22 protein-coding genes and 1 pseudogene are annotated in these 24,170 nt (G+C 54.6%); 11 read left to right on the forward strand and 12 right to left on the reverse strand.

Annotation, left to right across the window (positions count from 1 at the left end):
- Positions 1-37 precede the first annotated feature (37 nt).
- The 3 genes from atpG to OVA10_RS03265 are packed head-to-tail and all read left to right on the forward strand — an operon-like array spanning position 38 to position 2,750.
- The gene (atpG, locus tag OVA10_RS03255; RefSeq protein ID WP_100778297.1) at positions 38-901 is read left to right on the forward strand and encodes a F0F1 ATP synthase subunit gamma; all 864 of its coding nucleotides are present in this window, start codon (positions 38-40) and stop codon (positions 899-901) included.
- A 26-nt stretch (positions 902-927) separates the two neighbouring features.
- The gene (atpD, locus tag OVA10_RS03260; RefSeq protein ID WP_100778296.1) at positions 928-2,310 is read left to right on the forward strand and encodes a F0F1 ATP synthase subunit beta; all 1,383 of its coding nucleotides are present in this window, start codon (positions 928-930) and stop codon (positions 2,308-2,310) included.
- Positions 2,311-2,330: 20 nt separating this feature from the next.
- Positions 2,331-2,750: a F0F1 ATP synthase subunit epsilon gene (locus tag OVA10_RS03265; RefSeq protein ID WP_100778295.1), complete on the forward strand. Its 420-nt coding sequence runs from the start codon at positions 2,331-2,333 to the stop codon at positions 2,748-2,750.
- 302 nt (positions 2,751-3,052) lie between these two features.
- On the opposite strand, the gene OVA10_RS03270 is transcribed toward OVA10_RS03265, so the two are convergent.
- Entirely contained in the window at positions 3,053-5,149 is a 2,097-nt protein-coding gene (locus OVA10_RS03270) for a right-handed parallel beta-helix repeat-containing protein (protein ID WP_268195232.1), read from the reverse strand.
- 344 nt (positions 5,150-5,493) lie between these two features.
- Between OVA10_RS03270 and glmU the strand changes: the two genes are divergently transcribed.
- From glmU to phoU, 7 genes are all read left to right on the forward strand, one after another.
- Entirely contained in the window at positions 5,494-6,864 is a 1,371-nt protein-coding gene (glmU, locus tag OVA10_RS03275; RefSeq protein WP_107702581.1) for a bifunctional UDP-N-acetylglucosamine diphosphorylase/glucosamine-1-phosphate N-acetyltransferase GlmU, read from the forward strand.
- A 296-nt stretch (positions 6,865-7,160) separates the two neighbouring features.
- The gene (gene glmS, locus OVA10_RS03280) at positions 7,161-8,990 is read left to right on the forward strand and encodes a glutamine--fructose-6-phosphate transaminase (isomerizing) (protein ID WP_100778292.1); all 1,830 of its coding nucleotides are present in this window, start codon (positions 7,161-7,163) and stop codon (positions 8,988-8,990) included.
- A gap of 321 nt (positions 8,991-9,311) precedes the next feature.
- On the forward strand, positions 9,312-10,352 hold the full coding sequence (gene pstS, locus OVA10_RS03285; RefSeq protein ID WP_102105125.1) for a phosphate ABC transporter substrate-binding protein PstS: 1,041 nt from the start codon (positions 9,312-9,314) through the stop codon (positions 10,350-10,352).
- 76 nt (positions 10,353-10,428) lie between these two features.
- Positions 10,429-11,388, forward strand: coding sequence for a phosphate ABC transporter permease PstC (gene pstC / locus OVA10_RS03290; RefSeq protein ID WP_100778290.1), 960 nt, complete (start codon positions 10,429-10,431; stop codon positions 11,386-11,388).
- Complete coding sequence (gene pstA / locus OVA10_RS03295; protein WP_100778289.1) at positions 11,388-12,278, forward strand: phosphate ABC transporter permease PstA; 891 nt, start codon at positions 11,388-11,390, stop codon at positions 12,276-12,278. Before pstC ends, pstA begins: the two co-directional genes overlap by 1 nt.
- Positions 12,279-12,324: 46 nt before the next feature.
- The gene (gene pstB / locus OVA10_RS03300; protein ID WP_100778288.1) at positions 12,325-13,098 is read left to right on the forward strand and encodes a phosphate ABC transporter ATP-binding protein PstB; all 774 of its coding nucleotides are present in this window, start codon (positions 12,325-12,327) and stop codon (positions 13,096-13,098) included.
- Positions 13,099-13,124: 26 nt separating this feature from the next.
- Positions 13,125-13,850 carry a phosphate signaling complex protein PhoU gene (phoU, locus tag OVA10_RS03305; RefSeq protein ID WP_095284109.1) on the forward strand — a complete coding sequence of 242 codons (726 nt, stop codon included), beginning with the start codon at positions 13,125-13,127 and terminating at the stop codon, positions 13,848-13,850.
- Between the two features lie 96 nt (positions 13,851-13,946).
- Here the strand turns inward: phoU and yieH are convergent, their stop codons facing one another.
- The gene (gene yieH / locus OVA10_RS03310) at positions 13,947-14,612 is read right to left on the reverse strand and encodes a 6-phosphogluconate phosphatase (protein WP_123429750.1); all 666 of its coding nucleotides are present in this window, start codon (positions 14,610-14,612) and stop codon (positions 13,947-13,949) included.
- Between the two features lie 166 nt (positions 14,613-14,778).
- On the opposite strand from yieH, the gene adeP reads away from it, so the two are divergent.
- On the forward strand, positions 14,779-16,116 hold the full coding sequence (gene adeP / locus OVA10_RS03315) for an adenine permease AdeP (RefSeq protein ID WP_142503673.1): 1,338 nt from the start codon (positions 14,779-14,781) through the stop codon (positions 16,114-16,116).
- A gap of 38 nt (positions 16,117-16,154) precedes the next feature.
- On the opposite strand, the gene OVA10_RS03320 is transcribed toward adeP, so the two are convergent.
- The 10 genes and pseudogenes from OVA10_RS03320 to OVA10_RS26100 form a co-directional block, all read right to left on the reverse strand.
- Positions 16,155-16,721, reverse strand: coding sequence for an NADPH-dependent FMN reductase (locus tag OVA10_RS03320; protein ID WP_102105123.1), 567 nt, complete (start codon positions 16,719-16,721; stop codon positions 16,155-16,157).
- Positions 16,722-16,758: 37 nt separating this feature from the next.
- Complete coding sequence (locus tag OVA10_RS03325) at positions 16,759-17,505, reverse strand: 4'-phosphopantetheinyl transferase family protein (RefSeq protein ID WP_100778285.1); 747 nt, start codon at positions 17,503-17,505, stop codon at positions 16,759-16,761.
- 121 nt (positions 17,506-17,626) lie between these two features.
- Positions 17,627-18,610 (reverse strand): HTH-type transcriptional regulator YidZ, encoded by a 984-nt coding sequence (gene yidZ, locus OVA10_RS03330; protein WP_100778284.1) that lies wholly within the window; start codon positions 18,608-18,610, stop codon positions 17,627-17,629.
- The gene (locus OVA10_RS03335) at positions 18,579-19,754 is read right to left on the reverse strand and encodes an MFS transporter (protein ID WP_123429748.1); all 1,176 of its coding nucleotides are present in this window, start codon (positions 19,752-19,754) and stop codon (positions 18,579-18,581) included. The genes yidZ and OVA10_RS03335 overlap by 32 nt, the downstream gene beginning before the upstream one ends.
- 111 nt (positions 19,755-19,865) lie before the next feature.
- A pseudogene (mnmE, locus tag OVA10_RS03340) lies at positions 19,866-21,231 on the reverse strand (tRNA uridine-5-carboxymethylaminomethyl(34) synthesis GTPase MnmE).
- Between the two features lie 72 nt (positions 21,232-21,303).
- Positions 21,304-22,950: a membrane protein insertase YidC gene (yidC, locus tag OVA10_RS03345; protein WP_102105120.1), complete on the reverse strand. Its 1,647-nt coding sequence runs from the start codon at positions 22,948-22,950 to the stop codon at positions 21,304-21,306.
- 2 nt (positions 22,951-22,952) lie between these two features.
- Positions 22,953-23,210 carry a membrane protein insertion efficiency factor YidD gene (yidD, locus tag OVA10_RS03350; RefSeq protein ID WP_100778281.1) on the reverse strand — a complete coding sequence of 86 codons (258 nt, stop codon included), beginning with the start codon at positions 23,208-23,210 and terminating at the stop codon, positions 22,953-22,955.
- Positions 23,174-23,533, reverse strand: coding sequence for a ribonuclease P protein component (gene rnpA, locus OVA10_RS03355; protein ID WP_095284128.1), 360 nt, complete (start codon positions 23,531-23,533; stop codon positions 23,174-23,176). Before rnpA ends, yidD begins: the two co-directional genes overlap by 37 nt.
- Before the next feature lie 16 nt (positions 23,534-23,549).
- Complete coding sequence (gene rpmH / locus OVA10_RS03360; protein WP_003023858.1) at positions 23,550-23,690, reverse strand: 50S ribosomal protein L34; 141 nt, start codon at positions 23,688-23,690, stop codon at positions 23,550-23,552.
- A 227-nt stretch (positions 23,691-23,917) separates the two neighbouring features.
- Positions 23,918-23,998, reverse strand: a complete 81-nt coding sequence (locus OVA10_RS26100; protein WP_420171573.1) for a hypothetical protein — start codon at positions 23,996-23,998, stop codon at positions 23,918-23,920.
- Positions 23,999-24,170: the final 172 nt, after the last annotated feature.

Below are 24,170 nucleotides of genomic sequence, written 5' to 3' on the forward strand. Positions count from 1 at the left end.
GTCTTAGGACAGGCCGCAAGGCATTGAGGAGAAGCTCATGGCCGGCGCAAAAGAGATACGTAGTAAGATCGCAAGCGTCCAGAACACGCAGAAGATCACTAAAGCGATGGAAATGGTCGCCGCTTCCAAAATGCGTAAATCGCAGGATCGCATGGCGGCCAGCCGTCCTTATGCAGATACCATGCGCAAAGTGATTGGTCACCTTGCGAACGGTAATCTGGAATATAAGCATCCTTACCTGGAAGAACGCGACGTTAAACGCGTGGGCTACCTGGTGGTGTCTACCGACCGTGGTCTGTGCGGTGGCTTGAACATTAACCTGTTCAAAAAGCTGCTGGCGGATATGAAAGTCTGGTCCGACAAAGGCGTTCAGAGCGATATCGCGATGATCGGCTCCAAGGGCGTTTCTTTCTTTAATTCAGTGGGTGGCAATATTGTCGCTCAGGTGACTGGCATGGGTGATAACCCGTCCCTGTCCGAACTGATCGGCCCGGTTAAAGTGATGTTGCAGGCCTATGATGAAGGCCGTCTGGACAGGCTGTACGTTGTCAGCAACAAATTTATTAATACCATGTCTCAGGTTCCGACACTCACTCAGCTGCTGCCTTTGCCGGCATCAGAAGATGAAGAGTTAAAACATAAAGCCTGGGATTATCTGTATGAACCCGATCCGAAACCGCTGCTGGATACCCTGCTGCGTCGTTACGTTGAATCTCAGGTTTATCAGGGCGTGGTAGAAAACCTGGCCAGCGAGCAGGCCGCACGTATGGTGGCGATGAAAGCCGCGACCGACAATGGCGGCAGCCTGATTAAAGAGCTGCAGTTGGTATACAACAAAGCTCGTCAGGCCAGCATTACTCAGGAACTCACCGAAATCGTCGGTGGTGCATCCGCGGTATAACCAGGTTAATTCGTAGAGGATTCAAGATGGCTACTGGAAAAATTGTCCAGGTAATCGGCGCCGTGGTTGACGTCGAATTCCCTCAGGATGCCGTACCGCGCGTGTACGATGCTCTTGAGGTTATGAATGGTAATGAGAGCCTGGTGCTGGAAGTTCAGCAGCAGCTCGGTGGTGGTATCGTGCGTACCATCGCCATGGGTTCTTCCGACGGTCTGCGTCGTGGTCTGGAAGTAAAAGACCTCGAGCACCCGATCGAAGTCCCGGTTGGTAAAGCAACGCTGGGTCGTATCATGAACGTGCTGGGTCAGCCGATCGATATGAAAGGCGACATCGGTGAAGAAGACCGTTGGGCAATCCACCGTGCAGCACCTTCCTACGAAGAGCTGTCAAGCTCTCAGGAACTGCTGGAAACCGGCATCAAAGTTATCGACCTGATGTGTCCGTTTGCTAAGGGCGGTAAAGTCGGTCTGTTCGGTGGTGCGGGTGTAGGTAAAACCGTAAACATGATGGAGCTGATCCGTAACATCGCGATCGAGCACTCCGGTTACTCCGTGTTTGCAGGCGTGGGTGAGCGTACTCGTGAGGGTAACGACTTCTACCACGAAATGACCGATTCCAACGTTCTGGATAAAGTATCCCTGGTTTACGGCCAGATGAACGAGCCACCAGGAAACCGTCTGCGTGTGGCACTGACCGGCCTGACTATGGCTGAGAAGTTCCGTGACGAAGGTCGTGACGTACTGCTGTTCGTCGATAACATCTATCGTTACACCCTGGCCGGTACTGAAGTATCTGCACTGCTGGGTCGTATGCCTTCAGCGGTAGGTTATCAGCCGACTCTGGCGGAAGAGATGGGCGTTCTGCAGGAACGTATCACTTCAACCAAAACCGGTTCTATCACCTCCGTACAGGCGGTATACGTACCTGCGGATGACTTGACTGACCCATCACCAGCCACCACCTTTGCTCACTTAGATGCAACCGTGGTACTGAGCCGTCAGATCGCGTCTCTGGGTATCTACCCGGCCGTTGACCCGCTGGACTCCACCAGCCGTCAGCTGGATCCACTGGTTGTTGGTCAGGAACACTACGACACCGCGCGTGGCGTACAGTCTCTGCTGCAGCGTTACCAGGAACTGAAAGACATCATCGCCATCCTGGGTATGGATGAGCTGTCTGAAGAAGACAAACTGGTGGTAGCTCGCGCGCGTAAGATTCAGCGCTTCCTGTCCCAGCCGTTCTTCGTTGCGGAAGTATTCACCGGTTCTCCGGGTAAATACGTTTCCCTGAAAGACACCATCCGTGGCTTTAAAGGCATCATGGAAGGCGAATACGATCACCTGCCAGAGCAGGCGTTCTACATGGTTGGTTCCATCGACGAAGCCGTGGAAAAAGCCAAAAAACTTTAACGCCTTAATCGGAGGGTGATATGGCAATGACTTACCACCTGGACGTCGTCAGCGCAGAGCAACAGCTGTTCTCTGGTCTGGTCGAAAAAATCCAGGTAACGGGTAGTGAAGGTGAACTGGGTATTTTCCCAGGGCACGCACCGCTGCTCACCGCCATTAAGCCTGGTATGATCCGCATCGTGAAACAGTTCGGTCACGAAGAGTTTATCTATCTGTCCGGCGGCATGATTGAAGTGCAGCCTGGTAGTGTGACCGTTCTTGCTGATACCGCTATTCGTGGCCAGGATCTCGACGAAGCGCGAGCTCTGGAAGCGAAGCGTAAAGCGGAAGAGCACATTAAGAGCTCTCACGGCGACGTGGATTACGCACAGGCCTCAGCTGAGCTGGCCAAAGCGATCGCGAAACTGCGCGTTATCGAGTTGACCAAAAAAGCGATGTAACACCGGCTTGAAAAGCACAAAAGCCAGTCTGGTTTCAGACTGGCTTTTTTTATGGCTGCGTTTCAGATTTTATGGAACTGAAAAGGTGTTTTAATTTTTTGTGATTTTCATCACAAAAATATTGATCGGTTAAATGTTGAGGAGTAGACTTCTTTTTGTGATGTGTGTCACATAATTAACGCCAACAACATTGGGATACCAACATGAAACTGATCAATAAAGTCATTGCTCTCTTCAGCAATATGAACGTCTCTTTCGGCACGTTCAATCTGTAATCTGCTGTATGCCGAGTGGCGCCACGCTTACCGTTGTGTGATAAGCGAAGCGCCATCTGGCAGCACTTCCCCGCTGTTATTCACGCTTTTCCCGTCCGCGATAAAATAATTCGTCTCATCAATATTACCGACCACGGCATCGTCATAGCGGCCCGGTTTTGTCCGCACGGATTTGTTCCCGCTGAAAATACCCTGCGTTGAGGCATCTCCATACGGACTCGGACGGAAGATAAAGTTAAAGCGCTGATTGTCCACCGCCACATTGTTCGTCACCACCAGTTTCCCTGGATTGAAGTTGTCGGTAAACCCGTCCAGCTGATTCCCTTCCGCCTTGCTGTTACGCACTTCATGCGCCACTGGCTGCCCCTCTCCCCCCAGTTTAAAGCCGTTGCTGGTGTTATTGCGGGCGATAGAGTTCTCGATCACCACAACCCCATTTGCGCCGTCTTCTATCTTATTAAACAGGTCAAAGCCATCGTCGATATTGTCGTGGGAATAGCAGTTCTCCAGACGATTGCCCTCACCCACGCGCATCTTCACCGCAAACCCATCAGCATTGATTTTGCCGGGATCAACGTTGGCGTAAGACTCCGAGTTGATCACCCGGTTATCGCTTGCCCACAGCGGTCGGCCCACGTTATCCGGGGACGATATCTGAATGCCCGTATCGTCGTTACGGTATGCAGTCACATTTTCAATCAGGTTATGGCTGCCCTGGATGCGCAGGCTTTTGTCCGTAATATCGACGCCTTTAATGTTCCAGTAGCTGGCGTCCACCAGCAGACCATGGATCACGGCTTTGCCTTCTGCCAGCAGCGTTTTACGCTGTTCGGCATGACCGCTGGCCGCCAGTGGGATATCGCTGCGCGGATACTCTCCGGCTTTCAGGATAAGGGTGCCGCCCGGTGCAAGCAGGTTAATTGCACTCGCCAAATCCAGCGGCGAGGCGATCGTTCCCTGTCCGTTGGCCGTGCCGTCAGGTGCGGCGTAAAGTGTCTGTGCCGTAAAACCATCGACCTTCTCGACAGTGAACTGCTGATGAACCGCATCGCCGTGCGCGGGCGTAAAGCTCAGGTTAAAGGCATTGGTCTCTGTCAGCGTGGTCGGCAGGGAGTACATCTCTCCGGCTTTGACCGCTTTATCATTACCGATCACCACTTCGTTCTGACGCACGCTGAAAACGCCATCGCTATTCGCCCGGGCCTGCACCTGATACTTCTCTGATGTGCTTTTCGCTGCGGAATTCAGCTGCACCACCACCGGCAGCGCTTTTGCCTGCCAGGGTTTTGAGGTGACCGTTTCTGCCGCTGAAGTCATGAGAGAGGCATCTGACACCGTTATTTTTGCATTACGTGAGGCGAAGAAGCCGACGTAATAATGGTCCCTTTTCTGCACTGAAATAAGATCCGCGCGTGGCACGCTTTGGCTCACCCAGGCATCGCTGCCGACGGGCGACCAGGCTGTAATAAATCCGTCGTTGGTTCGTTGCAGTTTCAGACGGAATTCCGGCGTCTGGCTCAGATCGATCTCCTCTTTGTAGCTTTGCTTTTTGATTCCTGCACCCGCATTGCCCCAGGGTTGAGAAATCCCCTCGCGGGTGACCGCCTGCATTTTTACCCGCACATTGTCCTTTTTATCCTGCGTCATGATGGCGTTCATCACCAGGTTGGAGGCGGCAGGAAACTCTTCATAGCCCTCCTTGAGCGGCTGCTGGCGCGGCACACCGATCACATCACGCACCAGCAGGCCAGCCCCCTCCTGCGCGGCGGGTTTTGCGCCATTCTCTGGTCCAAACTGCTCAACCCGAACGGTAGCCTGTAGCTCGAAATTGTCGCTGGTGGGCAGTTCGGTATAGAAAAAGGTTAATCCATCGTGAGAGTTGGCGATCTTACCGCCCCGGCTTTCAAGGGTGACGGGTTTCGTGAGATCCGCGCTGTCCTGCGGCGTAAGTTTTTTGCCATCAATGGTGACATCGTTGACGCCTATTTTTTCCGGCAGGACGTTCGAGGAAAAATTCAGATCCGTAGACTGCCCAAAGGCAATGGCTTTCCAGACGTGCTGCTCAGCAGCCGAGACAGCAAAGGAGCTACACATCATTAGGGCCAGAGGTATTTTATAATTCATTTTATTCTCCTGATTGATAATTGAGCGCCATTATCATCAAGATGAAACAGTGTTTCTTTTTTAGGTGTCACAATATTGAATAATTAAAACGCTGTTTTGCTTTAGAACGATCTTTATTCTTGAGGCGAAAAAATAGCTAACTTGTTGTGAACGCTTACGACTTGCCGCAAGAAAGCTATTTTCCAGAGAAAAAGTGATTTACTCTGGCCTCAAATCTATCCTCAAATAGCGATAAGCAGCCGATGTTGAGCGTTTTACCAGCAGTCCATTTTATGGCGCAAAATATGTAGAATTTTCAACGTCAAAGGGTTTTACTTCTCACTCAAATTACAGTCAGGACGCGTATGTTGAACAATACGATGAGCGTGGTCATCCTTGCCGCAGGCAAAGGTACCCGCATGTATTCCGATCTTCCTAAGGTGCTTCACACCCTGGCAGGAAAGCCAATGGTGCAGCATGTCATTGATGCCGCAAGCGAATTAGGCGCCAGCAAAGTGCATCTGGTGTACGGCCACGGCGGCGATCTGCTTAAGCAAACGTTGCGCGATGACAAACTCAATTGGGTACTTCAGGCAGAACAGCTGGGAACGGGCCATGCGATGCAGCAGGCCGCGCCGTTCTTTGCCGATGATGAAGACATTCTGATGCTCTACGGTGATGTCCCGCTGATCGCGGTGGAAACCCTGACTCGCCTGCGTGAAGCCAAACCGCAGGGCGGCATCGGTTTACTGACCGTTAAACTGGACGACCCGACAGGCTATGGCCGTATCACGCGTGAAAATGGCAAAGTGACCGGTATCGTTGAGCACAAAGATGCCTCTGACGAACAGCGTCAGATTCAGGAAATCAATACCGGAATCCTGATCGCCAACGGCGCAGACATGAAGCGCTGGCTGGCTAAACTGAACAACAACAATGCCCAGGGTGAATACTACATCACCGATATCATTGCCCTGGCGCACCAGGAAGGTAACGAGATCGTGGCGGTTCATCCCGATCGCCTGAGCGAAGTTGAGGGCGTGAACAACCGTCTGCAGCTCTCCCGTCTTGAGCGTGTTTACCAGGCTGAGCAGGCTGAAAAGCTGCTGCTGGCAGGTGTCATGCTGCGCGATCCGGCGCGTTTTGATCTGCGCGGGGCGTTGATTCACGGGCGTGATGTGGAAATCGACACTAACGTTATTATTGAAGGTCAGGTCACGCTGGGGAATCGCGTCAAAATCGGTACCGGCTGCGTGATCAAAAATAGCGTGATTGGCGATGACTGCGAAATCAGCCCCTATAGCGTGGTGGAAGATGCGCATCTGGAAGCGGCCTGCACCATCGGCCCGTTCGCGCGTCTGCGTCCAGGCGCTGAGCTGCTGGAAGGCGCTCACGTCGGTAACTTCGTCGAGATGAAAAAAGCGCGTCTGGGTAAAGGCTCCAAAGCCGGTCATCTGACCTATCTGGGCGACGCGGAAATTGGCGATAACGTCAATATCGGTGCGGGTACCATCACCTGTAACTACGATGGCGCGAACAAGTTTAAAACCATTATCGGTAACGATGTGTTTGTCGGCTCCGATACGCAGCTGGTGGCTCCGGTCACCGTCGGTAACGGTGTGACCATCGCCGCCGGAACGACTGTGACGCGCGATGTTGCGGACAATGAGCTGGTGCTCAGCCGCGTACCGCAGGTTCACAAGCAAGGCTGGCAGCGTCCGGTGAAGAAAAAGTAAAACCAGGGCGGGTGGCACTTCGCTTACTCGCCCGACGAACTTGTCTGTCGGCATTGCCGGTGGACAGGGGATGAGGGGATGAGGGGATAACATAATCCCCCGCCCAAAGGCAGTACCTATAAATATAACCCCACTCTCTACAAGGCTCGGGGCGCCCTAACGGGCATTACTCAAAGGATTTTGCGTTGTGACCCGGCGGAAAACATGCCCGCCAATACAGTCTCAGCGTAAAAGACGAAGAGTAATACAGGTCAGCGACAACGCATGGCAAATCGCCATTATCAGGAAATCTAACTATGTGTGGAATTGTTGGCGCAGTTGCGCAGCGTGATATTGCTGAAATCCTTCTCGAAGGTTTACGCCGTCTGGAATACCGTGGCTATGACTCTGCCGGTCTGGCAGTGGTTGATGCAGAAGGTCACATGACCCGCCTGCGCCGTCTCGGTAAAGTGCAAATGCTGGCGCAAGCCGCGGAAGAAACGCCGCTGCACGGCGGAACAGGCATCGCGCACACCCGCTGGGCAACGCACGGTGAACCGTCTGAAGGTAACGCCCACCCGCATGTGTCTGAACACATTGTGGTGGTGCATAACGGCATTATCGAAAACCACGAACCGCTGCGCGAAGAGTTGAAAGCGCGTGGCTACACTTTTGTCTCTGAAACTGACACCGAAGTTATCGCTCACCTGGTTCACTGGGAGCTGGAGCAGGGCGGTACGCTGCGTGAAGCAGTGCTGCGCGCCATTCCTCAGTTGCGCGGTGCGTACGGTACAGTGATTATGGATTCCCGCGATCCGAGCACCCTGCTGGCGGCACGTTCCGGTAGCCCGATGGTGATCGGCATGGGGATGGGCGAAAACTTCATTGCTTCCGATCAGCTGGCGCTGCTGCCGGTGACCCGTCGCTTCATCTTCCTGGAAGAGGGCGATATCGCGGAAGTGACCCGTCGCAGTGTGACGGTCTTTGATAAATCCGGCGCGCAGGTGAAGCGTCAGGAGATCGAATCCAACCTGCAGTACGACGCGGGCGACAAAGGCGCGTACCGTCACTACATGCAGAAAGAGATCTACGAGCAGCCGAACGCGATCAAGAACACCCTGACCGGGCGTATCAGCCACGGCGAGGTGGATCTCAGCGAGCTGGGCGCTAACGCCAACGAAATGCTGGCCAACGTCGAGCATATTCAGATTGTGGCCTGCGGGACCTCTTACAACTCGGGGATGGTGTCGCGCTACTGGTTTGAAGCGCTGGCGGGCGTACCGTGCGATGTCGAAATCGCCTCGGAATTCCGCTACCGCAAATCAGCGGTGCGCCGTAACAGCCTGATGATCACCCTTTCCCAGTCCGGTGAAACGGCGGATACCCTGGCAGCACTGCGTCTGTCGAAAGAGCTGGGTTATCTCGGTTCGCTGGCGATCTGTAACGTGCCGGGTTCTTCTCTGGTACGTGAATCGGATCTGGCGCTGATGACCAAAGCCGGCACCGAAATCGGCGTGGCATCGACCAAAGCGTTCACCACCCAGTTGACTGTGCTGTTGATGCTGGTGGCGAAACTGGCGCGTCTGAAAGGCCAGGATGCATCTATCGAGCACGATATCGTTCACGGGCTGCAGACGCTGCCGAGCCGTATCGAGCAGATGCTGTCCCAGGACAAACGCATCGAAGCGCTGGCTGAAGATTTCTCTGACAAACACCACGCGCTGTTCCTCGGTCGTGGCGATCAGTACCCTATCGCGCTGGAAGGCGCGCTGAAGCTGAAAGAGATCTCTTACATTCATGCGGAAGCCTACGCCGCAGGCGAGCTGAAACACGGCCCGCTGGCGCTGATTGACGCAGACATGCCGGTCATCGTCGTTGCACCGAACAACGAACTGCTGGAAAAACTGAAATCGAACATCGAAGAAGTGCGTGCCCGTGGCGGCCAGCTGTACGTCTTCGCCGATCAGGATGCCGGGTTCGTCAGCAACGACAACATGCACATCATTGAGATGCCGCATGTGGAAGAGGTCATTGCCCCGATCTTCTACACCGTTCCGCTGCAGCTGCTGGCGTATCACGTCGCGCTGATCAAAGGCACCGATGTTGACCAGCCGCGTAACCTGGCGAAGTCCGTCACCGTAGAATAATCCCTTCAGGCTCCACCTTCGGGTGGAGCTTTTTTATCCCTTCCCGGTTCGTTTTTCATCCATTCTTATTTTTTTTATTTATGACAATCTGTCATCTTCAGCTACATATTAGTGTGTCACAGAAAGAAAATTTTTCTGAAATCCCACTGTCACATAAGTGGATAACCATATGATTATTAAGTCTAATTTTGTGAAGTCTTAAGTCAAACTTTCAGTGTCATAAAACTGTCATAATTCGTACATTTATCTGTCACCTGTTTGTCCTATTTTGCTCATCGTAGCCACTCAAACAATGATTTACGAAATCTTGCAGGAGACATTATGAAAGTTATGCGTACCACTGTCGCAACTGTTGTCGCCGCGACCTTATCTCTGAGCGCTTTCTCTGTATTCGCAGAAGCAAGCCTGACTGGCGCTGGTGCAACATTCCCTGCGCCGGTGTATGCCAAATGGGCTGATACTTACCAGAAAGAAACCGGCAACAAGGTTAACTATCAGGGTATCGGCTCCTCCGGTGGCGTTAAACAAATTACGGCGAATACCGTTGATTTCGGCGCATCAGACGCTCCGCTGTCTGATGACAAACTGGCTCAGGAAGGTCTGTTCCAGTTCCCGACCGTGATCGGTGGTGTTGTGCTGGCCGTGAATATCCCTGGCCTCAAATCTGGCGAACTGGTGCTGGATGGCAAAACGCTGGGTGATATCTATCTCGGCAAAATCAAAAAATGGGATGACGAAGCCATCACCAAACTGAACCCAGGTGTAAAACTGCCTTCGCAGAACATCGCTGTGGTTCGTCGCGCTGACGGTTCCGGCACCTCCTTCGTCTTCACCAGCTACCTGGCGAAAGTGAACGAAGAGTGGAAATCCAAAGTCGGTTCTGGCTCTACCGTGAACTGGCCGACGGGTCTGGGCGGCAAAGGTAACGACGGTATCGCCGCATTCGTACAGCGTCTGCCTGGCTCAATCGGCTACGTAGAGTACGCTTATGCTAAGCAGAACAACCTGGCTTACACCAAGCTCATCTCTGCCGACGGCAAACCGGTTAGCCCGACTGAAGAGAACTTTGCGAACGCTGCCAAAGGCGCAGACTGGAGCAAATCTTTCGCGCAGGACCTGACTAACCAGAAAGGTGACGAGGCGTGGCCAATTACCTCCACCACTTTCATCCTGATCCACAAAGATCAGAAGAAACCTGAGCAGGGCGCCGAAGTGCTGAAGTTCTTCGACTGGGCGTACAAAAACGGCGGCAAACAGGCTAATGACCTGGATTACGCCAGCCTGCCAGACAGCGTGGTTGAGCAGATTCGTGCTGCATGGAAAACCAACGTAAAAGATAGCAGCGGTAAAGCATTGTACTGATTCAGCATTCTGACGAAAATGGCGGGTGATTTCACCCGCCCTTATTCGTAAAACGTATTTAACAGAAGAGTGATTTATGGCTGCAACCAAGCCTGCTTTTAGCCCTCCGGGGAAACATGGTGACAAGATTTTCAGCGCGCTGGTCCGACTGGCTGCGCTGATTGTGCTATTGCTGCTGGGCGGCATTATCGTGTCCCTGATTTTCTCCTCCTGGCCGAGCATCCAGAAATTCGGTTTCTCCTTCCTGTGGACCAAAGAGTGGGACGCGCCAAACGATATCTACGGTGCGCTGGTGCCGATTTACGGCACGCTCGTGACCTCGTTTATCGCCCTGCTGATTGCCGTTCCGGTGAGCTTCGGTATCGCTCTGTTCCTGACGGAGCTGGCGCCTGGCTGGTTGCGACGCCCGCTGGGTATTGCGATTGAACTGCTGGCGGCGATCCCGAGTATCGTTTACGGCATGTGGGGCCTGTTCATCTTTGCGCCGCTGTTCGCGACCTACTTCCAGGAGCCGGTGGGGAATATCCTCTCCAACATTCCATTTGTGGGCGCGCTGTTCTCCGGTCCGGCCTTCGGGATTGGTATTCTGGCGGCAGGCGTAATTCTCGCCATCATGATTATTCCGTACATTGCGGCGGTCATGCGCGATGTCTTCGAACAAACCCCGGTGATGATGAAAGAGTCGGCCTACGGGATCGGTTGCACCACGTGGGAAGTGATCTGGCGTATCGTCCTGCCGTTCACCAAAAATGGTGTTATCGGTGGCATCATGTTGGGCCTCGGGCGCGCGCTGGGTGAAACCATGGCCGTGACCTTTATCATCGGTAACACCTACCAGCTCGACAGCGTTTCGCTCTATATGCCGGGCAACAGTATCACCTCTGCGCTGGCAAATGAGTTCGCCGAAGCGGAATCTGGGCTGCACGTGGCGGCACTGATGGAGCTGGGCCTGATTCTGTTTGTTATCACCTTTATTGTTCTGGCGATCTCCAAGCTGATGATTATGCGCCTCGCAAAAAGTGAGGGGGCACGCTAATGACGACTCTCGAAATGCAATCCACCGCTGAACTGGCAGAATCTCGCCGCAAAATGCAGGCGCGCCGCCGCATGAAGAACCGTCTGGCGCTGACGCTGTCGATGGCAACGATGGCGTTTGGCCTGTTCTGGCTGGTGTGGATCCTGTTTTCTACCATTACGCGCGGCATCGACGGGATGTCGATTGCCCTGTTCACCGAAATGACGCCGCCGCCGAATACAGCGGGCGGTGGCCTGGCGAACGCCCTGGCGGGCAGCGGGTTGCTGATCCTGTGGGCGACCGCAGTCGGTACGCCGCTCGGCATCATGGCGGGGATTTATCTGGCGGAATATGGCCGTAAATCCTGGGTCGCGGAAGTGATTCGTTTCATCAACGACATCCTGCTCTCTGCGCCGTCTATCGTTGTCGGTCTGTTCGTCTACACCATTGTGGTAGCGCAGATGGAGCACTTCTCCGGCTGGGCGGGCGTGATTGCGCTGGCGCTGCTGCAGGTACCTATCGTTATTCGTACCACCGAGAACATGCTGAAACTGGTGCCGGACAGCCTGCGCGAAGCGGCCTATGCACTCGGCACACCGAAATGGAAAATGATTTCGGCGATCACGCTGAAAGCGTCGGTCTCGGGGATCATGACCGGTATCCTGCTGGCAATTGCGCGTATTGCGGGTGAAACCGCGCCGCTGCTGTTCACCGCGCTCTCCAACCAGTTCTGGAGCACGGACATGATGCAGCCCATCGCCAACCTGCCGGTCACTATCTTTAAATTTGCGATGAGCCCGTTCGCGGAGTGGCAGCAGCTGGCCTGGGCCGGCGTGCTGATTATTACCCTTTGCGTACTGTTGCTGAACATTCTGGCGCGCGTCATCTTCGCGAAGCAGAAACACGGTTAATTTTGACGGCGCGGCATCACGCGGCGCCGAATGAGGAAATGAGTCAATGAGTATGGTTGATACTGCACCGGGTAAGATCAAGGTTCGTGATTTGAACTTCTACTACGGTAAATTCCATGCCCTGAAAAACATCAACCTGGATATCGCCAAGAACCAGGTCACGGCATTTATCGGTCCATCAGGTTGTGGCAAATCCACGCTGCTGCGCACCTTTAACAAGATGTTTGAGCTGTATCCGGAGCAGCGCGCGGAAGGTGAAATTCTGCTGGATGGCGACAACATTCTGACCAATACCCAGGATATCGCCCTGCTGCGTGCCAAAGTGGGGATGGTGTTCCAGAAACCGACGCCGTTCCCGATGTCGATCTACGACAACATCGCGTTTGGCGTGCGTTTGTTCGAAAAACTCTCCCGTGCCGATATGGACGAGCGCGTGCAGTGGGCCTTGACCAAAGCCGCATTATGGAACGAAACCAAAGATAAACTGCACCAGAGCGGATACTCTCTCTCCGGTGGTCAGCAGCAGCGTCTGTGCATTGCGCGCGGTATCGCCATTCGCCCGGAAGTGTTGCTGCTGGATGAGCCGTGCTCAGCCCTGGACCCGATCTCCACCGGTCGTATTGAAGAGCTGATCACCGAGCTGAAACAGGATTACACCGTGGTGATTGTGACCCACAACATGCAGCAGGCTGCGCGTTGTTCCGACCATACGGCGTTTATGTATCTGGGCGAGTTGATTGAGTTCAGCAACACGGACGATCTGTTCACCAAGCCCGCGAAGAAACAAACCGAAGATTATATTACTGGCCGCTACGGTTGATTTGCCTTAGTGCATGTGGAGAAACCATGGATAACCTCAATCTAAATAAACACATTTCCGGCCAGTTCAACGCAGAGCTGGAAAGTATCCGCACCCAGGTGATGACGATGGGCGGCATGGTCGAGCAGCAACTGTCTGATGCGATCACCGCCATGCACAACCAGGACAGCGAGCTGGCAAAGCGCGTTGTTGAAGGCGACAAAAACGTCAACATGATGGAAGTGGCGATCGACGAAGCCTGCGTTCGTATCATCGCGAAACGTCAGCCGACGGCGAGCGACCTGCGTCTGGTGATGGCGATCATCAAAACTATCGCCGAGCTGGAGCGCATTGGTGACGTGGCGGACAAAATCTGCCGCACCGCGCTCGAGAAGTTCTCCCATCAGCACCAGCCGCTGCTGGTGAGCCTGGAATCCTTGGGCCGTCATACGGTGCAGATGCTGCATGACGTGCTGGATGCGTTCGCGCGTATGGATCTCGATGAAGCAGTGCGTATCTACCGTGAAGACAAGAAGGTCGACCAGGAGTATGAAGGCATCGTGCGTCAGCTGATGACCTACATGATGGAAGATCCGCGCACTATTCCGAGCGTCCTGACCGCCCTGTTCTGCGCGCGATCTATCGAGCGTATCGGCGACCGCTGCCAGAACATTTGTGAATACATCTTCTACTTCGTGAAGGGACAGGATTTCCGTCACGTGGGCGGGGATGAGCTGGACAAGCTGCTGGCGGGGAAAGACCCGAAAGAGTGATCCGCAGTAAAAAGCCCGGTGGCGCGACGCTTACCGGGCCTGAAAAACCACGGATCTGTAGGCCGGATAAGCGCGAGCGCTGTCCGGCTTTTTTCATTAACGCGTAATATCCCACCCACGCGCTTTCCACAATTCCGGCAACTGCGCCAGATCGGTAAAGGTCGTCACTTTTGGGTGGCTGATCGGTTTGTTATGCGGATCGGCACAGAAGTAAAACACCTCCATCCCTGCATCAATCCCGGACTGCGCGCCTGCGCTGGAATCATCCACCAGAATGCAATTTTCAACGTTCACGTTCATCGCTTTCGCGGCGTGGAACATCAGGGCCGGATCGGGCTTCCAACGCTGGATATCGTAGCCGCTGAACAGTTTTTCCGGGAAATGGTGCAACATTTCAAGCTTGCCGAGGGAGTGCTGCATTTTGCTGACCGGGCCGTTTGACACCACGCACATCGGCACAGCCATCGAATCCAGCAGAGCGTTTGCCCCGGCGATGACCTCCAGTTCCGAGTCGAAAAGGCGTGCGACCTCGGCGCGGTAAACGGGTTCTAAGTCGGCCTTCGCCAGACTGACGCCGTGCTCAGCGTTGATAATGTCGATGATCTCGTAGAGTTTGACGCCTTTGAAGCGCTTGAACGTCTCTTCAAGATCGAGCGTAATGCCGAATTCCTGGAACATGCTGACATACGCACGGGAACAAATGACCTCACTGTCGACCAGCGTACCGTCGCAGTCGAAAAATACCGCTTCAATTCCGGACATGCCTTTCCCTTTTAACAAGTTTAACGTTTACGTAATGCAATTTGCGGGACGCAATCGTTGCCGTATAAGCAAAATCAATGAAAAAAAGTCGCTCGCAAACGCGCCTATTGTCGCATTTTGGTATAGGATAGCGACGGATTTTTCCCTCCTTGTTCGGAAACTGATGATGAGCCAACAACACACTACCCAGACATCTGGTCAGGGTCTGCTTGAGCGCGTGTTTAAACTGCGCGAGCACGGCACAACGGCACGCACTGAAGTGATCGCCGGTTTTACCACCTTCCTGACGATGGTTTATATCGTTTTTGTTAACCCGCAGATTCTGGGCGTGGCTGGCATGGACACCAGCGCGGTCTTCGTGACCACCTGTCTGATCGCTGCACTCGGCAGCATCCTGATGGGCGTGTTCGCTAACCTTCCGGTTGCACTGGCACCGGCAATGGGTCTGAACGCTTTCTTCGCATTCGTGGTTGTGCAGGCGATGGGGCTGCCGTGGCAAGTGGGTATGGGCGCCATCTTCTGGGGCGCGGTAGGCTTGTTGCTGCTGACCATTTTCCGCGTACGTTACTGGATGATTGCCAATATCCCGGTGAGTCTGCGTGTCGGCATCACCAGTGGTATCGGACTGTTCATCGGCATGATGGGGCTGAAAAACGCGGGTGTGATCGTCGCTAACCCGGAAACCCTGGTGAGCATCGGTAACCTGACCTCACACAGCGTGCTGTTGGGCGTGCTGGGCTTCTTCATCATCGCGATTCTGGCATCCCGTAATATTCACGCCGCGGTGCTGGTCTCTATTATCGTGACCACCCTGTTCGGCTGGATGCTGGGTGACGTGCATTACAACGGCATCGTTTCTGCACCGCCAAGTGTGACAACGGTGATTGGCCACGTCGATCTGGCAGGTTCGTTTAATCTGGGCCTGGCGGGTGTGATTTTCTCCTTCATGCTGGTGAACCTGTTCGACTCCTCCGGTACCCTTATCGGTGTGACCGATAAAGCGGGTCTGGCGGATGAGAAGGGCAAATTCCCGCGCATGAAACAGGCGCTGTATGTGGATAGCATCTCGTCTGTTGCCGGTTCTTTCATCGGGACCTCTTCTGTTACGGCGTACATTGAGTCCTCGTCCGGCGTCTCCGTCGGTGGCCGTACCGGTCTGACCGCCGTCGTCGTGGGCCTGCTGTTCCTGCTGGTGATCTTCCTCTCTCCGCTGGCGGGGATGGTTCCACCGTACGCGGCCGCTGGCGCACTGATTTACGTTGGCGTGCTGATGACGTCGAGCCTGTCGCGCGTGAAGTGGGAAGATTTAACCGAAGCGGTTCCGGCGTTTATTACCGCCGTGATGATGCCGTTTAGCTTCTCCATCACCGAAGGTATCGCTCTGGGCTTCATCTCCTACTGCGTGATGAAAATCGGTACCGGTCGTTTCCGCGAACTTAGCCCATGCGTGATCGTGGTGGCGCTGCTGTTTGTGCTGAAGATTGTGTTTATTGACGCGAAATAAACAAAAAGCCCTTTCCCGCCGGGAAAGGGCTGATTCCCTTACGCTTTCACCCGCTGAATATACTCCCCAAACGCGGTCAACTGACCGGTCAGATGATCCAGCGTGCTCTGATCCACCACTTCGCCCGTCTGCGTATCCACTTTGTTCTGAATCACGCCGCCCATAAATTCCGGCTTGTTCATCACCATTGCATCCAGGAACACCAGAATCTGACGCAGATGATACTGGCAGCGTGCGCCGCCAATCGCGCCCATGGAGCTGGTCTGGATCAGCACCGGCTTGCCGGATAGCGGCTGCTCAGGTAAACGGGAAAGCCAGTCGATTGCATTCTTCAACCCGCCCGGCACCGAATAGTTGTACTCCGGCGTCACAATGACCACGCCATCGGCCTGGCGAATTTGCTCAGCCAGCGCTTCTACGCTTTGCGGGAACCCTTCTTCCTGCTGAACATCGGCGTCATACAGAGGAATATCGCCGATCGATGGCAGCGCGGAGACCTCCATTCCTGCCGGTGCCAGCTTAGGCAACGTGCGGGCAACCATCCCGTTAAATGAACCTTTGCGCAGGCTTCCCAGTAACGTAACAACTTTCAACGTATCAGACATGATTACTCCTTTTTCATCATGATGGCCCATCAGCGGGTCAGTTAAGGGTAAGTGCTTTTTCTGCCGGTAAACTGGTTAATCTCATCAGGCGCGCGGCGGGTTCGTTGGCGCGCGCGGGAACATCAGGAAGGCTATGCCATCCGTGTCGGCTGTCAAATTCCCAGATCTTCAGGCGCTCAATCGCAGGCGTGACAGCAATCGACCAGATCAGCACGTCTTCGGCGTCGCTGAGGGCTTCCACGCGCGCCGCTTTGGTTGCGCGCAGGCGTCCTGAACCGGGGAGCAGCTGGAGAAGGCTGGCGTCGTCTGCCGCACAGCCGGAGAGCTTTTGAATACTCTGACGCAAGGTGATGAGCTGCGCTTTGGCTTCATTGGGGTCGTTTTGATTACGCACCCACAGCTTTTCATTGCTCGATAAAGGATAGGCGTCGTGCGCGTGAGGGCCGTGGAAACCGCGAGTCGCGCGCTGGAGTTCCATATCCAGTCCGCAATCGCCTTCCGTTGTAAGGGCCACGCCAACAATATTTCCCGTGTAGGCGATGGAAAAACGCGGTAGCGCCGGGTCAGCAAAAACAGGGCGGCCTTCAGGCTGGGTGATCATCTCCGGCAGTTCGCTGGTGCCGTAGAGCATAAACAGCAGCTCGGACAGTAACGCCCTGGAGGCCAAAAAGCGCGAGCGTCGGTGATCCGGAAGCTTGCGCGCCTCGTTGTGGCAGGAAGAGGAGAGTCTGACAGACACCAGTCGTCCTTCGGTCAGGATCCCTCTTGCAAAATGCGTTGCCATTTTTCGCTCCATGATAATGGTCAGAGACAGGTTAAACGGTTACATGATTATCGCTTAACTGAGCCTCTCTTTTAATGGGTAAATCCACTAATGAGAAGCCCGGGGACCGAACTTTACATTTTTAGAGGGAAAAATCGGATCTCTGGCGCAGAGAATCACAGTACAACGCTTTGATCGTCTCTTTCAGCCAGATGATTTTCGGGTTGTGACTGTTGCGCTTATGCCAGATCAGGGTGAAAGGCACGTTGAGCTTTTCGGCCTGCGCGTCGTCGATGGGAATGGGGCGACTCACCAGCTTACGCTGGTGGAGCTGATTGTAGTGATGGCAGTAGTGCGGCGCGGTGGCGATATAGTTGTGGTCGGGTTGTGCCGCCATAAACATCGACTGCTCAAAGCCCGGCAGGCTCAGGGCAATGTTGCGCTCGCGGCCCATCTCTTTCAGCACTTCGTCCAGCGCCCAGGTGTCGCTGCGCTCCCAGAAGATGCTGATGTGGGGGTAGCGTAAAAAGGTGTCGAGATTCCACTCTTCCTGCAGCGCCGGATGGTCTTCGCGCAGATAGACGCACGGGCGGTCGCTAAAGAGGATTTCGTGGTCGATAAACCACGGGAGCAGCTTTAACAGTTCGCGCGAGCGTGGATGCGTTTCGCGCCCGGTAAAACCAATATCCACTTCGCCGCGCGTGATGGCATCCAGCGAGTCGTAATCCCAATGCCGCATCCGCACGGTGGCCTGCGGATAACGCTGATTCACCTGCTCTAACAGAGCGTTAAAGCGAATCAGCATCAGCGGCGTTTCCGCCGCCAGCTCGAATTTCAGCCCGCAGGGGGAATCGTGGTGGGGTTTATCCAGGATCTGATTGCCTATCTGCATCCAGTCCGTCAGATCTTGCTCAAGACTCACCGTTAGCGGCGTGGGCAGCAGGCCCAGCGGCGTTTTCACAAACAGCGGATCGTCAAACCAGTCGCGCAGTTTCGCCAGCGATTTACTGACCGCAGACGGCGTGACGTTCATCCGTTTTGCTGCTTTCGTGACGCTGCGTTCCTGCAGCAACAGCTGCAGGCACAGCAGGAGGTTAAGATCGAGACTGCTGATGGGCTTCTTCATAGTGCGCTGCGGGCCGTATCGCCATGATTAACAGAATGCAGACCATGCTACAGCCAATCAGAATCCCGATCAGCATATTCAGCGCATTAAGACCTATCACCGCCGCCAGCCAAATCCACAGGGACGAACCGCACACCTGAGCGATACCGAGCGCAGAGCTGGCCACACCGGCGCGCAGGGAGAATGGTCCCAGCGCCTGGCTCATCGCGACGCCAAACCCTACCGAGAAACCGGCGCAGATCAGGGTAATCCCCGCCAGCATAATGGCGTGGGAACTTGCGGTTGCCAGCACCACACCGGCCATCAGGAACAGGATCTGCGAGGTCAGCATCAGGCTGCGCTGGCTGAAGACGTTAAGGGCGAACGGTGTCGAGAACGAGACCGCCATGCTGACCATCGCCGTTAAGGCCATTACCGAGGAGTATTCCCCGCGATCAAAGCCCATGGTTTCCATCAGTAAAACCGGGGAAACGTTTACATAGGTGAGGATTACCACGACGCTTAAGGTGGTGATCAGCAGACGGCTGATGAAAAAGCGGTTCAGGAGCTTTTCGGCCGGGTGAATCGTCGCGGCATTCCCCGCGTGATGCGAGCCAGGATGCGTCTCTTTCAGCACGGTGATAGAAAGGATAAAGACCAGCAGGCCCATCACCGCCATCGTCCAGAACAGGCTCTGCCACGGCAGTTTGAGCATAATCAGATAACCGATCACCGGCGCCAGCACCGGAATAATGCAGGTGATACCGTTAAGCATCGAAAGCACCTTCGCGCGGCGCTGCGCACTCAGGGTATCGCGCAGAATGGCAAACGCGACCACATAACAGCCGCCCGCCCCAATGCCCTGAATGAAGCGCCCGGTCAGGAACAGCGTGCTGTCCTGCGCCATTGAGCAGAGGACCGAAGCCAGGGCGAAAATCACCGCACCGGTAATCGCCACCGGCTGGCGCCCGGCTTTGTCGGCAATCTTACCGGCAAACACCATCGACGACGCCATCCCTGCGAGATAGGCGGAAAACGCGATGTGCAGTTGCGCTTCACTGGCCCCCAGATCCCGCGCAATGTGCGGCAGGCCGACCAGATACATATCAATGCCCGATGGATAAAGCAGAACCAGTGCAAAACTACAAAACAGAAAACGCGCCATAAACCCCCCATGATCGGCAGGCTGGAAGCATAGGGGGAGAAACGGGAAGAAGCGAGTTGCCATTTGGACAAAGGTGATTTCCCAGGAGGAAATCACCTTTGAGGTGGGAGGTTATTTCCCGATACAGAAGCTTGAGAAGATGCGGCCCAGCAAATCGTCGGAAGTAAACTCACCGGTAATTTCACTCAGGCTCTGCTGCGCAAGACGCAGCTCTTCCGCCAGCAGTTCACCCGCCCAGGCACCGAGCAGCTGTGCTTTGCCCTGATCGAGATGATTAGCCGCTTGTTCCAGCGCCTGCAGGTGACGGCGACGGGCCAGGAAACCGCCTTCCATGCTCGTATCAAAGCCCATGCTCTGTTTGAGATGGTTACGCAGGTCATCCACGCCTTCGCCGGTACGCGCCGACAGACGGATGAGTGAGTGACCATTCACATCGCTCAGACCCAGCGTTTCGCCTGTTTTATCGGCTTTGTTACGCACCACGGTAATCGGTAGTTTGGCGGGCAGACGGGCGATAAAGTCCGGCCAGATTTCAGCGGGGATCAACGGCGTCGGTGGTGGTTCCATCGACCATAAACAGCACGCGGTCAGCCTGCTCGATCTCCTGCCACGCACGCTCGATACCGATGCGCTCCACTTCGTCGCTGGCGTCGCGCAGACCGGCGGTGTCGATAATGTGCAAGGGCATACCGTCGATATGAATATGCTCACGCAGTACGTCGCGGGTCGTGCCGGCAATATCCGTCACGATCGCCGCTTCGCGGCCCGCCAGGGCGTTCAGCAGGCTCGATTTCCCGGCGTTAGGGCGACCGGCGATAACCACTTTCATCCCTTCGCGCAGCAGGCTGCCCTGTCGCGCTTCGGCGCGCACGGCGTCGAGATCGGACATGACGCTGTTCAACTGCGCTTCGATTTTACCGTCGGAGAGGAAGTCGATCTCTTCATCGGGGAAGTCGATGGCAGCTTCCACGTAGATTCGCAGGTGAGTGAGTGCTTCCACAAGATGGTTCACGCGTGCGGAAAATGCGCCCTGCAGGGAGTTCAGGGCAGAACGTGCCGCCTGTTCAGAGCTGGCGTCGATCAGGTCAGCAATGGCTTCGGCCTGTGCCAGGTCGAGCTTGTCGTTGAGGAACGCACGCTCGGAGAACTCGCCCGGCTTAGCAATACGCAGGCCCGGCAAGGTCAGAATACGTTTTAACAGCAGGTCGAGGATCACCGGACCGCCGTGGCCCTGCAGCTCCAGTACGTCTTCACCGGTAAAGGAGTTCGGACCTGGGAACCAGAGCGCGATGCCCTGATCCAGCGCGGTACCGTCTGCATCTTTAAACGGCAGGTAGTCGGCGTAACGGGGCTTTGGCAGTTTGCCCAGCACGGCTTCGGCCACCTCGCGCGCCTTCAGGCCGGAGATACGCAGAATGCCTACACCACCGCGTCCCGGTGGGGTTGCCTGGGCGACGATCGTGTCGTTATGGCTCATGGGATGTCTCGTCAAATACAAATAAAAAAGGCGGTCAAATGACCGCCCTTATTTTAGCGTTCTCTTACCGAATCAGGATTTTTTCTTTTCGCGGCTATGCAGGCCACGTTTTTCCAGACCACGGTAGATCAGCTGCTGCTGGATGATGGTCACCAGGTTGCTGACGATATAGTACAGCACCAGACCTGACGGGAACCACAGGAAGAACACGGTGAAGATGACCGGCATGAAGGTCATGATCTTCTGCTGCATCGGGTCGGTCACGGTGGTCGGCGACATCTTCTGAATGAAGAACATCGTCACGCCCATCAGGATCGGCAGGATGTAGTACGGGTCCTGTGCAGACAAGTCATGGATCCACAGAGCAAATGGCGCGTGGCGCAGCTCAACGGAACCCATCAGCATGTAGTACAGCGCAAGGAAGATTGGCATCTGAATCAGCAGCGGGAAGCAACCACCCAGTGGGTTTACTTTCTCTGCTTTATACAGGGCCATCATTTCCTGGCTCTGACGCTGTTTATCATCGCCCAGACGCTCACGCATCGCCGCAATCTTCGGCTGCAGCATACGCATCTTCGCCATGGAGGTGTACTGCGCTTTGGTCAGCGGGTACATGATGCCACGAACGATGAAGGTAATAACGATGATGGAGAAGCCCCAGTTACCCAGGAAGCTGTGGATCCACTTCAGCAGTTTGAACAGCGGCTGAGAGATGAACCACAACCAACCGTAATCGACGGTCAGATCCAGATGCGGTGCCACGGCTGCCATTTTGTCCTGAATTTCAGGACCGACCCACAGGGTGCTGGCCAGTTGACCTGTTTGACCAGGCTGAACCAGAACCGGCTGCGATTTGTAGCCGATAGCCGCAATACCATTGCCCAGATTCGCAGTGTAGAAGTTGTTGGTACCGTTGTTATTTGGCACCCACGCTGTCGCGAAATACTGTTGCAGCATCGCAACCCAACCGCCTTTAGCACTGACGTTCAGGTTTTCGTTATCGGCGATGGTGTCGAATTTGTATTTCTCGTACTTGGTATCTGGCGTGGAGTACGCCGCGCCACGGAAGGTGTGCAGCGCAAAGTTGCTGCTTCCGGTGTCACGGTGAGACGGCAGATTGATGGACTGCTTCAGCTGACCAAACGTGGAAACTTCCAGTGGTTTCTCACCGGCGTTCTGCACGTTATAGCCCACATTCACCGCATACTCACCGCGTTTCAGGGTGAAGGTTTTGGTGAAGGTGTTACCCGCGGCGTCAGTGTAAGTCATCGGGATCGCGAGTTCATTCTGACCATCAGCCAGTACAAAGGTGTCACTGTCGACGTTATACAGCGGACGAGCGCCATTAGCCGGATTGTCCGGGCCATCACGACCGGTCAGACCGCTCTGAGCCTGATACAGGAACTCAGGCGTCGTTTCCAGCAGCTGGAACGGCTCGTTTGACTTCAGCTCTTTCGGGTAAGTCAGCAGCAGTGCCTGCTCAATATCGCCACCACGGGTGTTGATAGTCAGCTCAAGCACATCGGTTTTCACCGTAATCTGCTTCCCTTGGCCACTGGCCGGTACGCCCTGGTCGGCGGCGCTACCCGCTACGGTGGTCGTTGTCTGCGTGGTCTGTTGCGGCTGTGGTTGAGGATTTTTATCCTGCTCCCATGCCTGCCAGATCATGAAAGACACGAACAACAAAGCGATGACTAAAAGATTGCGTTGCGAATCCATCGTTAGTGTTCTCTGGTATCAAATGGTCCGGGTGGGACGGGGTCGTCACCACCAGGGTGTAAAGGGTGGCATTTTAATACGCGTTTCACCGTCAACCAACTGCCTTTTATCACTCCAAACCTGCGCAATGCCTCAATTCCGTAGCTGGAACAGGTTGGAGTGAAACGACAATGCGGCCCGAGCAGCGGACTGATCAGGCGCTGATAGACCCGAATACAGGCTATCAGGACCCTTGAGCCAGGCGACAATGGCGGCGCCATAGTTTTTCCAACGCTTCCGAGAGAGCACGGTTATCGAGGTCGGCAACCCCTTTTTTAGCCACCACCACGAAATCCATTGAAGGCAGTTCATGTTGACGTAAACGGAAGCTTTCACGCGTCAGACGTTTAATCCGATTGCGTTCATGCGCACGCTTAACGTTTTTCTTGGCGACAGTTAGACCGATGCGGGGATGCCCCAGCGAATTTTGGCGGCCGAGGATGGTGATTTGCGGCGTGCCAGCCCGTTGTGGCTGCTGGAAGACGAAAGTGAAATGAGTGGGAGTTAACAAACGTAACTCCCTGGGAAATGCTAGCTTAACCACCAGGGGTTAGCTTTTATTACTTAGAAACGGTCAGACGAGAACGGCCTTTAGCACGACGACGTGCCAGAACCTGACGACCATTTTTATTAGCCATACGAGCACGGAAGCCGTGAGAACGGTTGCGCTTCAGTACAGACGGTTGAAAAGTGCGTTTCATGGCGATTTCTACCTAAACTTGAATAAATTCACTGACTTTCGCGTATACCCGAACGATTATCGAACGACTAACGCCTCAGCGTGGGTGATTAAAGAGGCCGGATTGTAATAATTGTACACTCCGGAGTCAATTCTCTTTCCTTATTTCCCGCGTATTTCCGCACGATTTCGTGTGGAAAATGAGCAGCGTCCCGCGCGGAGGACGAGCATCACGCGCCGGGTGGGGGATTATACGACCTCCCAACCAAAGCGCAAGGATCGTCCAGGATCATCATTAGATCTTTTAAGCAAAAAATTGTCTGTGCTCATTAATTTTTCCAATATGCGGGCTAAATCGTGGGGCACTCCCTCCAGGATCGTTTACACTTACCCGGTTTCGGATCTTCCTGTGGATAAATCGGGAAGAATCTGTGAGAAACAGAAGATCTCTGGCTCAGTTTAGGCTATGATCCGCGGTCCTGATCGGGATCCAAAGGGGTCT

This window comes from Lelliottia sp. SL45 (genome assembly GCF_026672535.1).
Lineage (GTDB): Bacteria > Pseudomonadota > Gammaproteobacteria > Enterobacterales > Enterobacteriaceae > Enterobacter > Enterobacter nimipressuralis.

Bases quoted from the DNA above. Each gene is read 5' to 3' on its own strand.
- OVA10_RS26100 (WP_420171573.1), bottom strand. From the start codon at position 23,998: ATGAGCACAGACAATTTTTTGCTTAAAAGATCTAATGATGATCCTGGA.
- OVA10_RS03320 (WP_102105123.1), bottom strand. From the start codon at position 16,721: ATGTCTGATACGTTGAAAGTTGTTACGTTACTGGGAAGCCTGCGCAAA.
- rpmH (WP_003023858.1), bottom strand. From the start codon at position 23,690: ATGAAACGCACTTTTCAACCGTCTGTACTGAAGCGCAACCGTTCTCAC.
- adeP (WP_142503673.1), top strand. From the start codon at position 14,779: ATGAGCCAACAACACACTACCCAGACATCTGGTCAGGGTCTGCTTGAG.
- yieH (WP_123429750.1), bottom strand. From the start codon at position 14,612: ATGTCCGGAATTGAAGCGGTATTTTTCGACTGCGACGGTACGCTGGTC.
- atpD (WP_100778296.1), top strand. From the start codon at position 928: ATGGCTACTGGAAAAATTGTCCAGGTAATCGGCGCCGTGGTTGACGTC.
- OVA10_RS03325 (WP_100778285.1), bottom strand. From the start codon at position 17,505: ATGGCAACGCATTTTGCAAGAGGGATCCTGACCGAAGGACGACTGGTG.
- yidD (WP_100778281.1), bottom strand. From the start codon at position 23,210: ATGGCGCCGCCATTGTCGCCTGGCTCAAGGGTCCTGATAGCCTGTATT.
- yidZ (WP_100778284.1), bottom strand. From the start codon at position 18,610: ATGAAGAAGCCCATCAGCAGTCTCGATCTTAACCTCCTGCTGTGCCTG.
- atpG (WP_100778297.1), top strand. From the start codon at position 38: ATGGCCGGCGCAAAAGAGATACGTAGTAAGATCGCAAGCGTCCAGAAC.
- pstS (WP_102105125.1), top strand. From the start codon at position 9,312: ATGAAAGTTATGCGTACCACTGTCGCAACTGTTGTCGCCGCGACCTTA.
- pstC (WP_100778290.1), top strand. From the start codon at position 10,429: ATGGCTGCAACCAAGCCTGCTTTTAGCCCTCCGGGGAAACATGGTGAC.
- pstA (WP_100778289.1), top strand. From the start codon at position 11,388: ATGACGACTCTCGAAATGCAATCCACCGCTGAACTGGCAGAATCTCGC.
- glmS (WP_100778292.1), top strand. From the start codon at position 7,161: ATGTGTGGAATTGTTGGCGCAGTTGCGCAGCGTGATATTGCTGAAATC.
- OVA10_RS03335 (WP_123429748.1), bottom strand. From the start codon at position 19,754: ATGGCGCGTTTTCTGTTTTGTAGTTTTGCACTGGTTCTGCTTTATCCA.
- phoU (WP_095284109.1), top strand. From the start codon at position 13,125: ATGGATAACCTCAATCTAAATAAACACATTTCCGGCCAGTTCAACGCA.
- yidC (WP_102105120.1), bottom strand. From the start codon at position 22,950: ATGGATTCGCAACGCAATCTTTTAGTCATCGCTTTGTTGTTCGTGTCT.
- pstB (WP_100778288.1), top strand. From the start codon at position 12,325: ATGAGTATGGTTGATACTGCACCGGGTAAGATCAAGGTTCGTGATTTG.
- OVA10_RS03270 (WP_268195232.1), bottom strand. From the start codon at position 5,149: ATGAATTATAAAATACCTCTGGCCCTAATGATGTGTAGCTCCTTTGCT.
- glmU (WP_107702581.1), top strand. From the start codon at position 5,494: ATGTTGAACAATACGATGAGCGTGGTCATCCTTGCCGCAGGCAAAGGT.
- OVA10_RS03265 (WP_100778295.1), top strand. From the start codon at position 2,331: ATGGCAATGACTTACCACCTGGACGTCGTCAGCGCAGAGCAACAGCTG.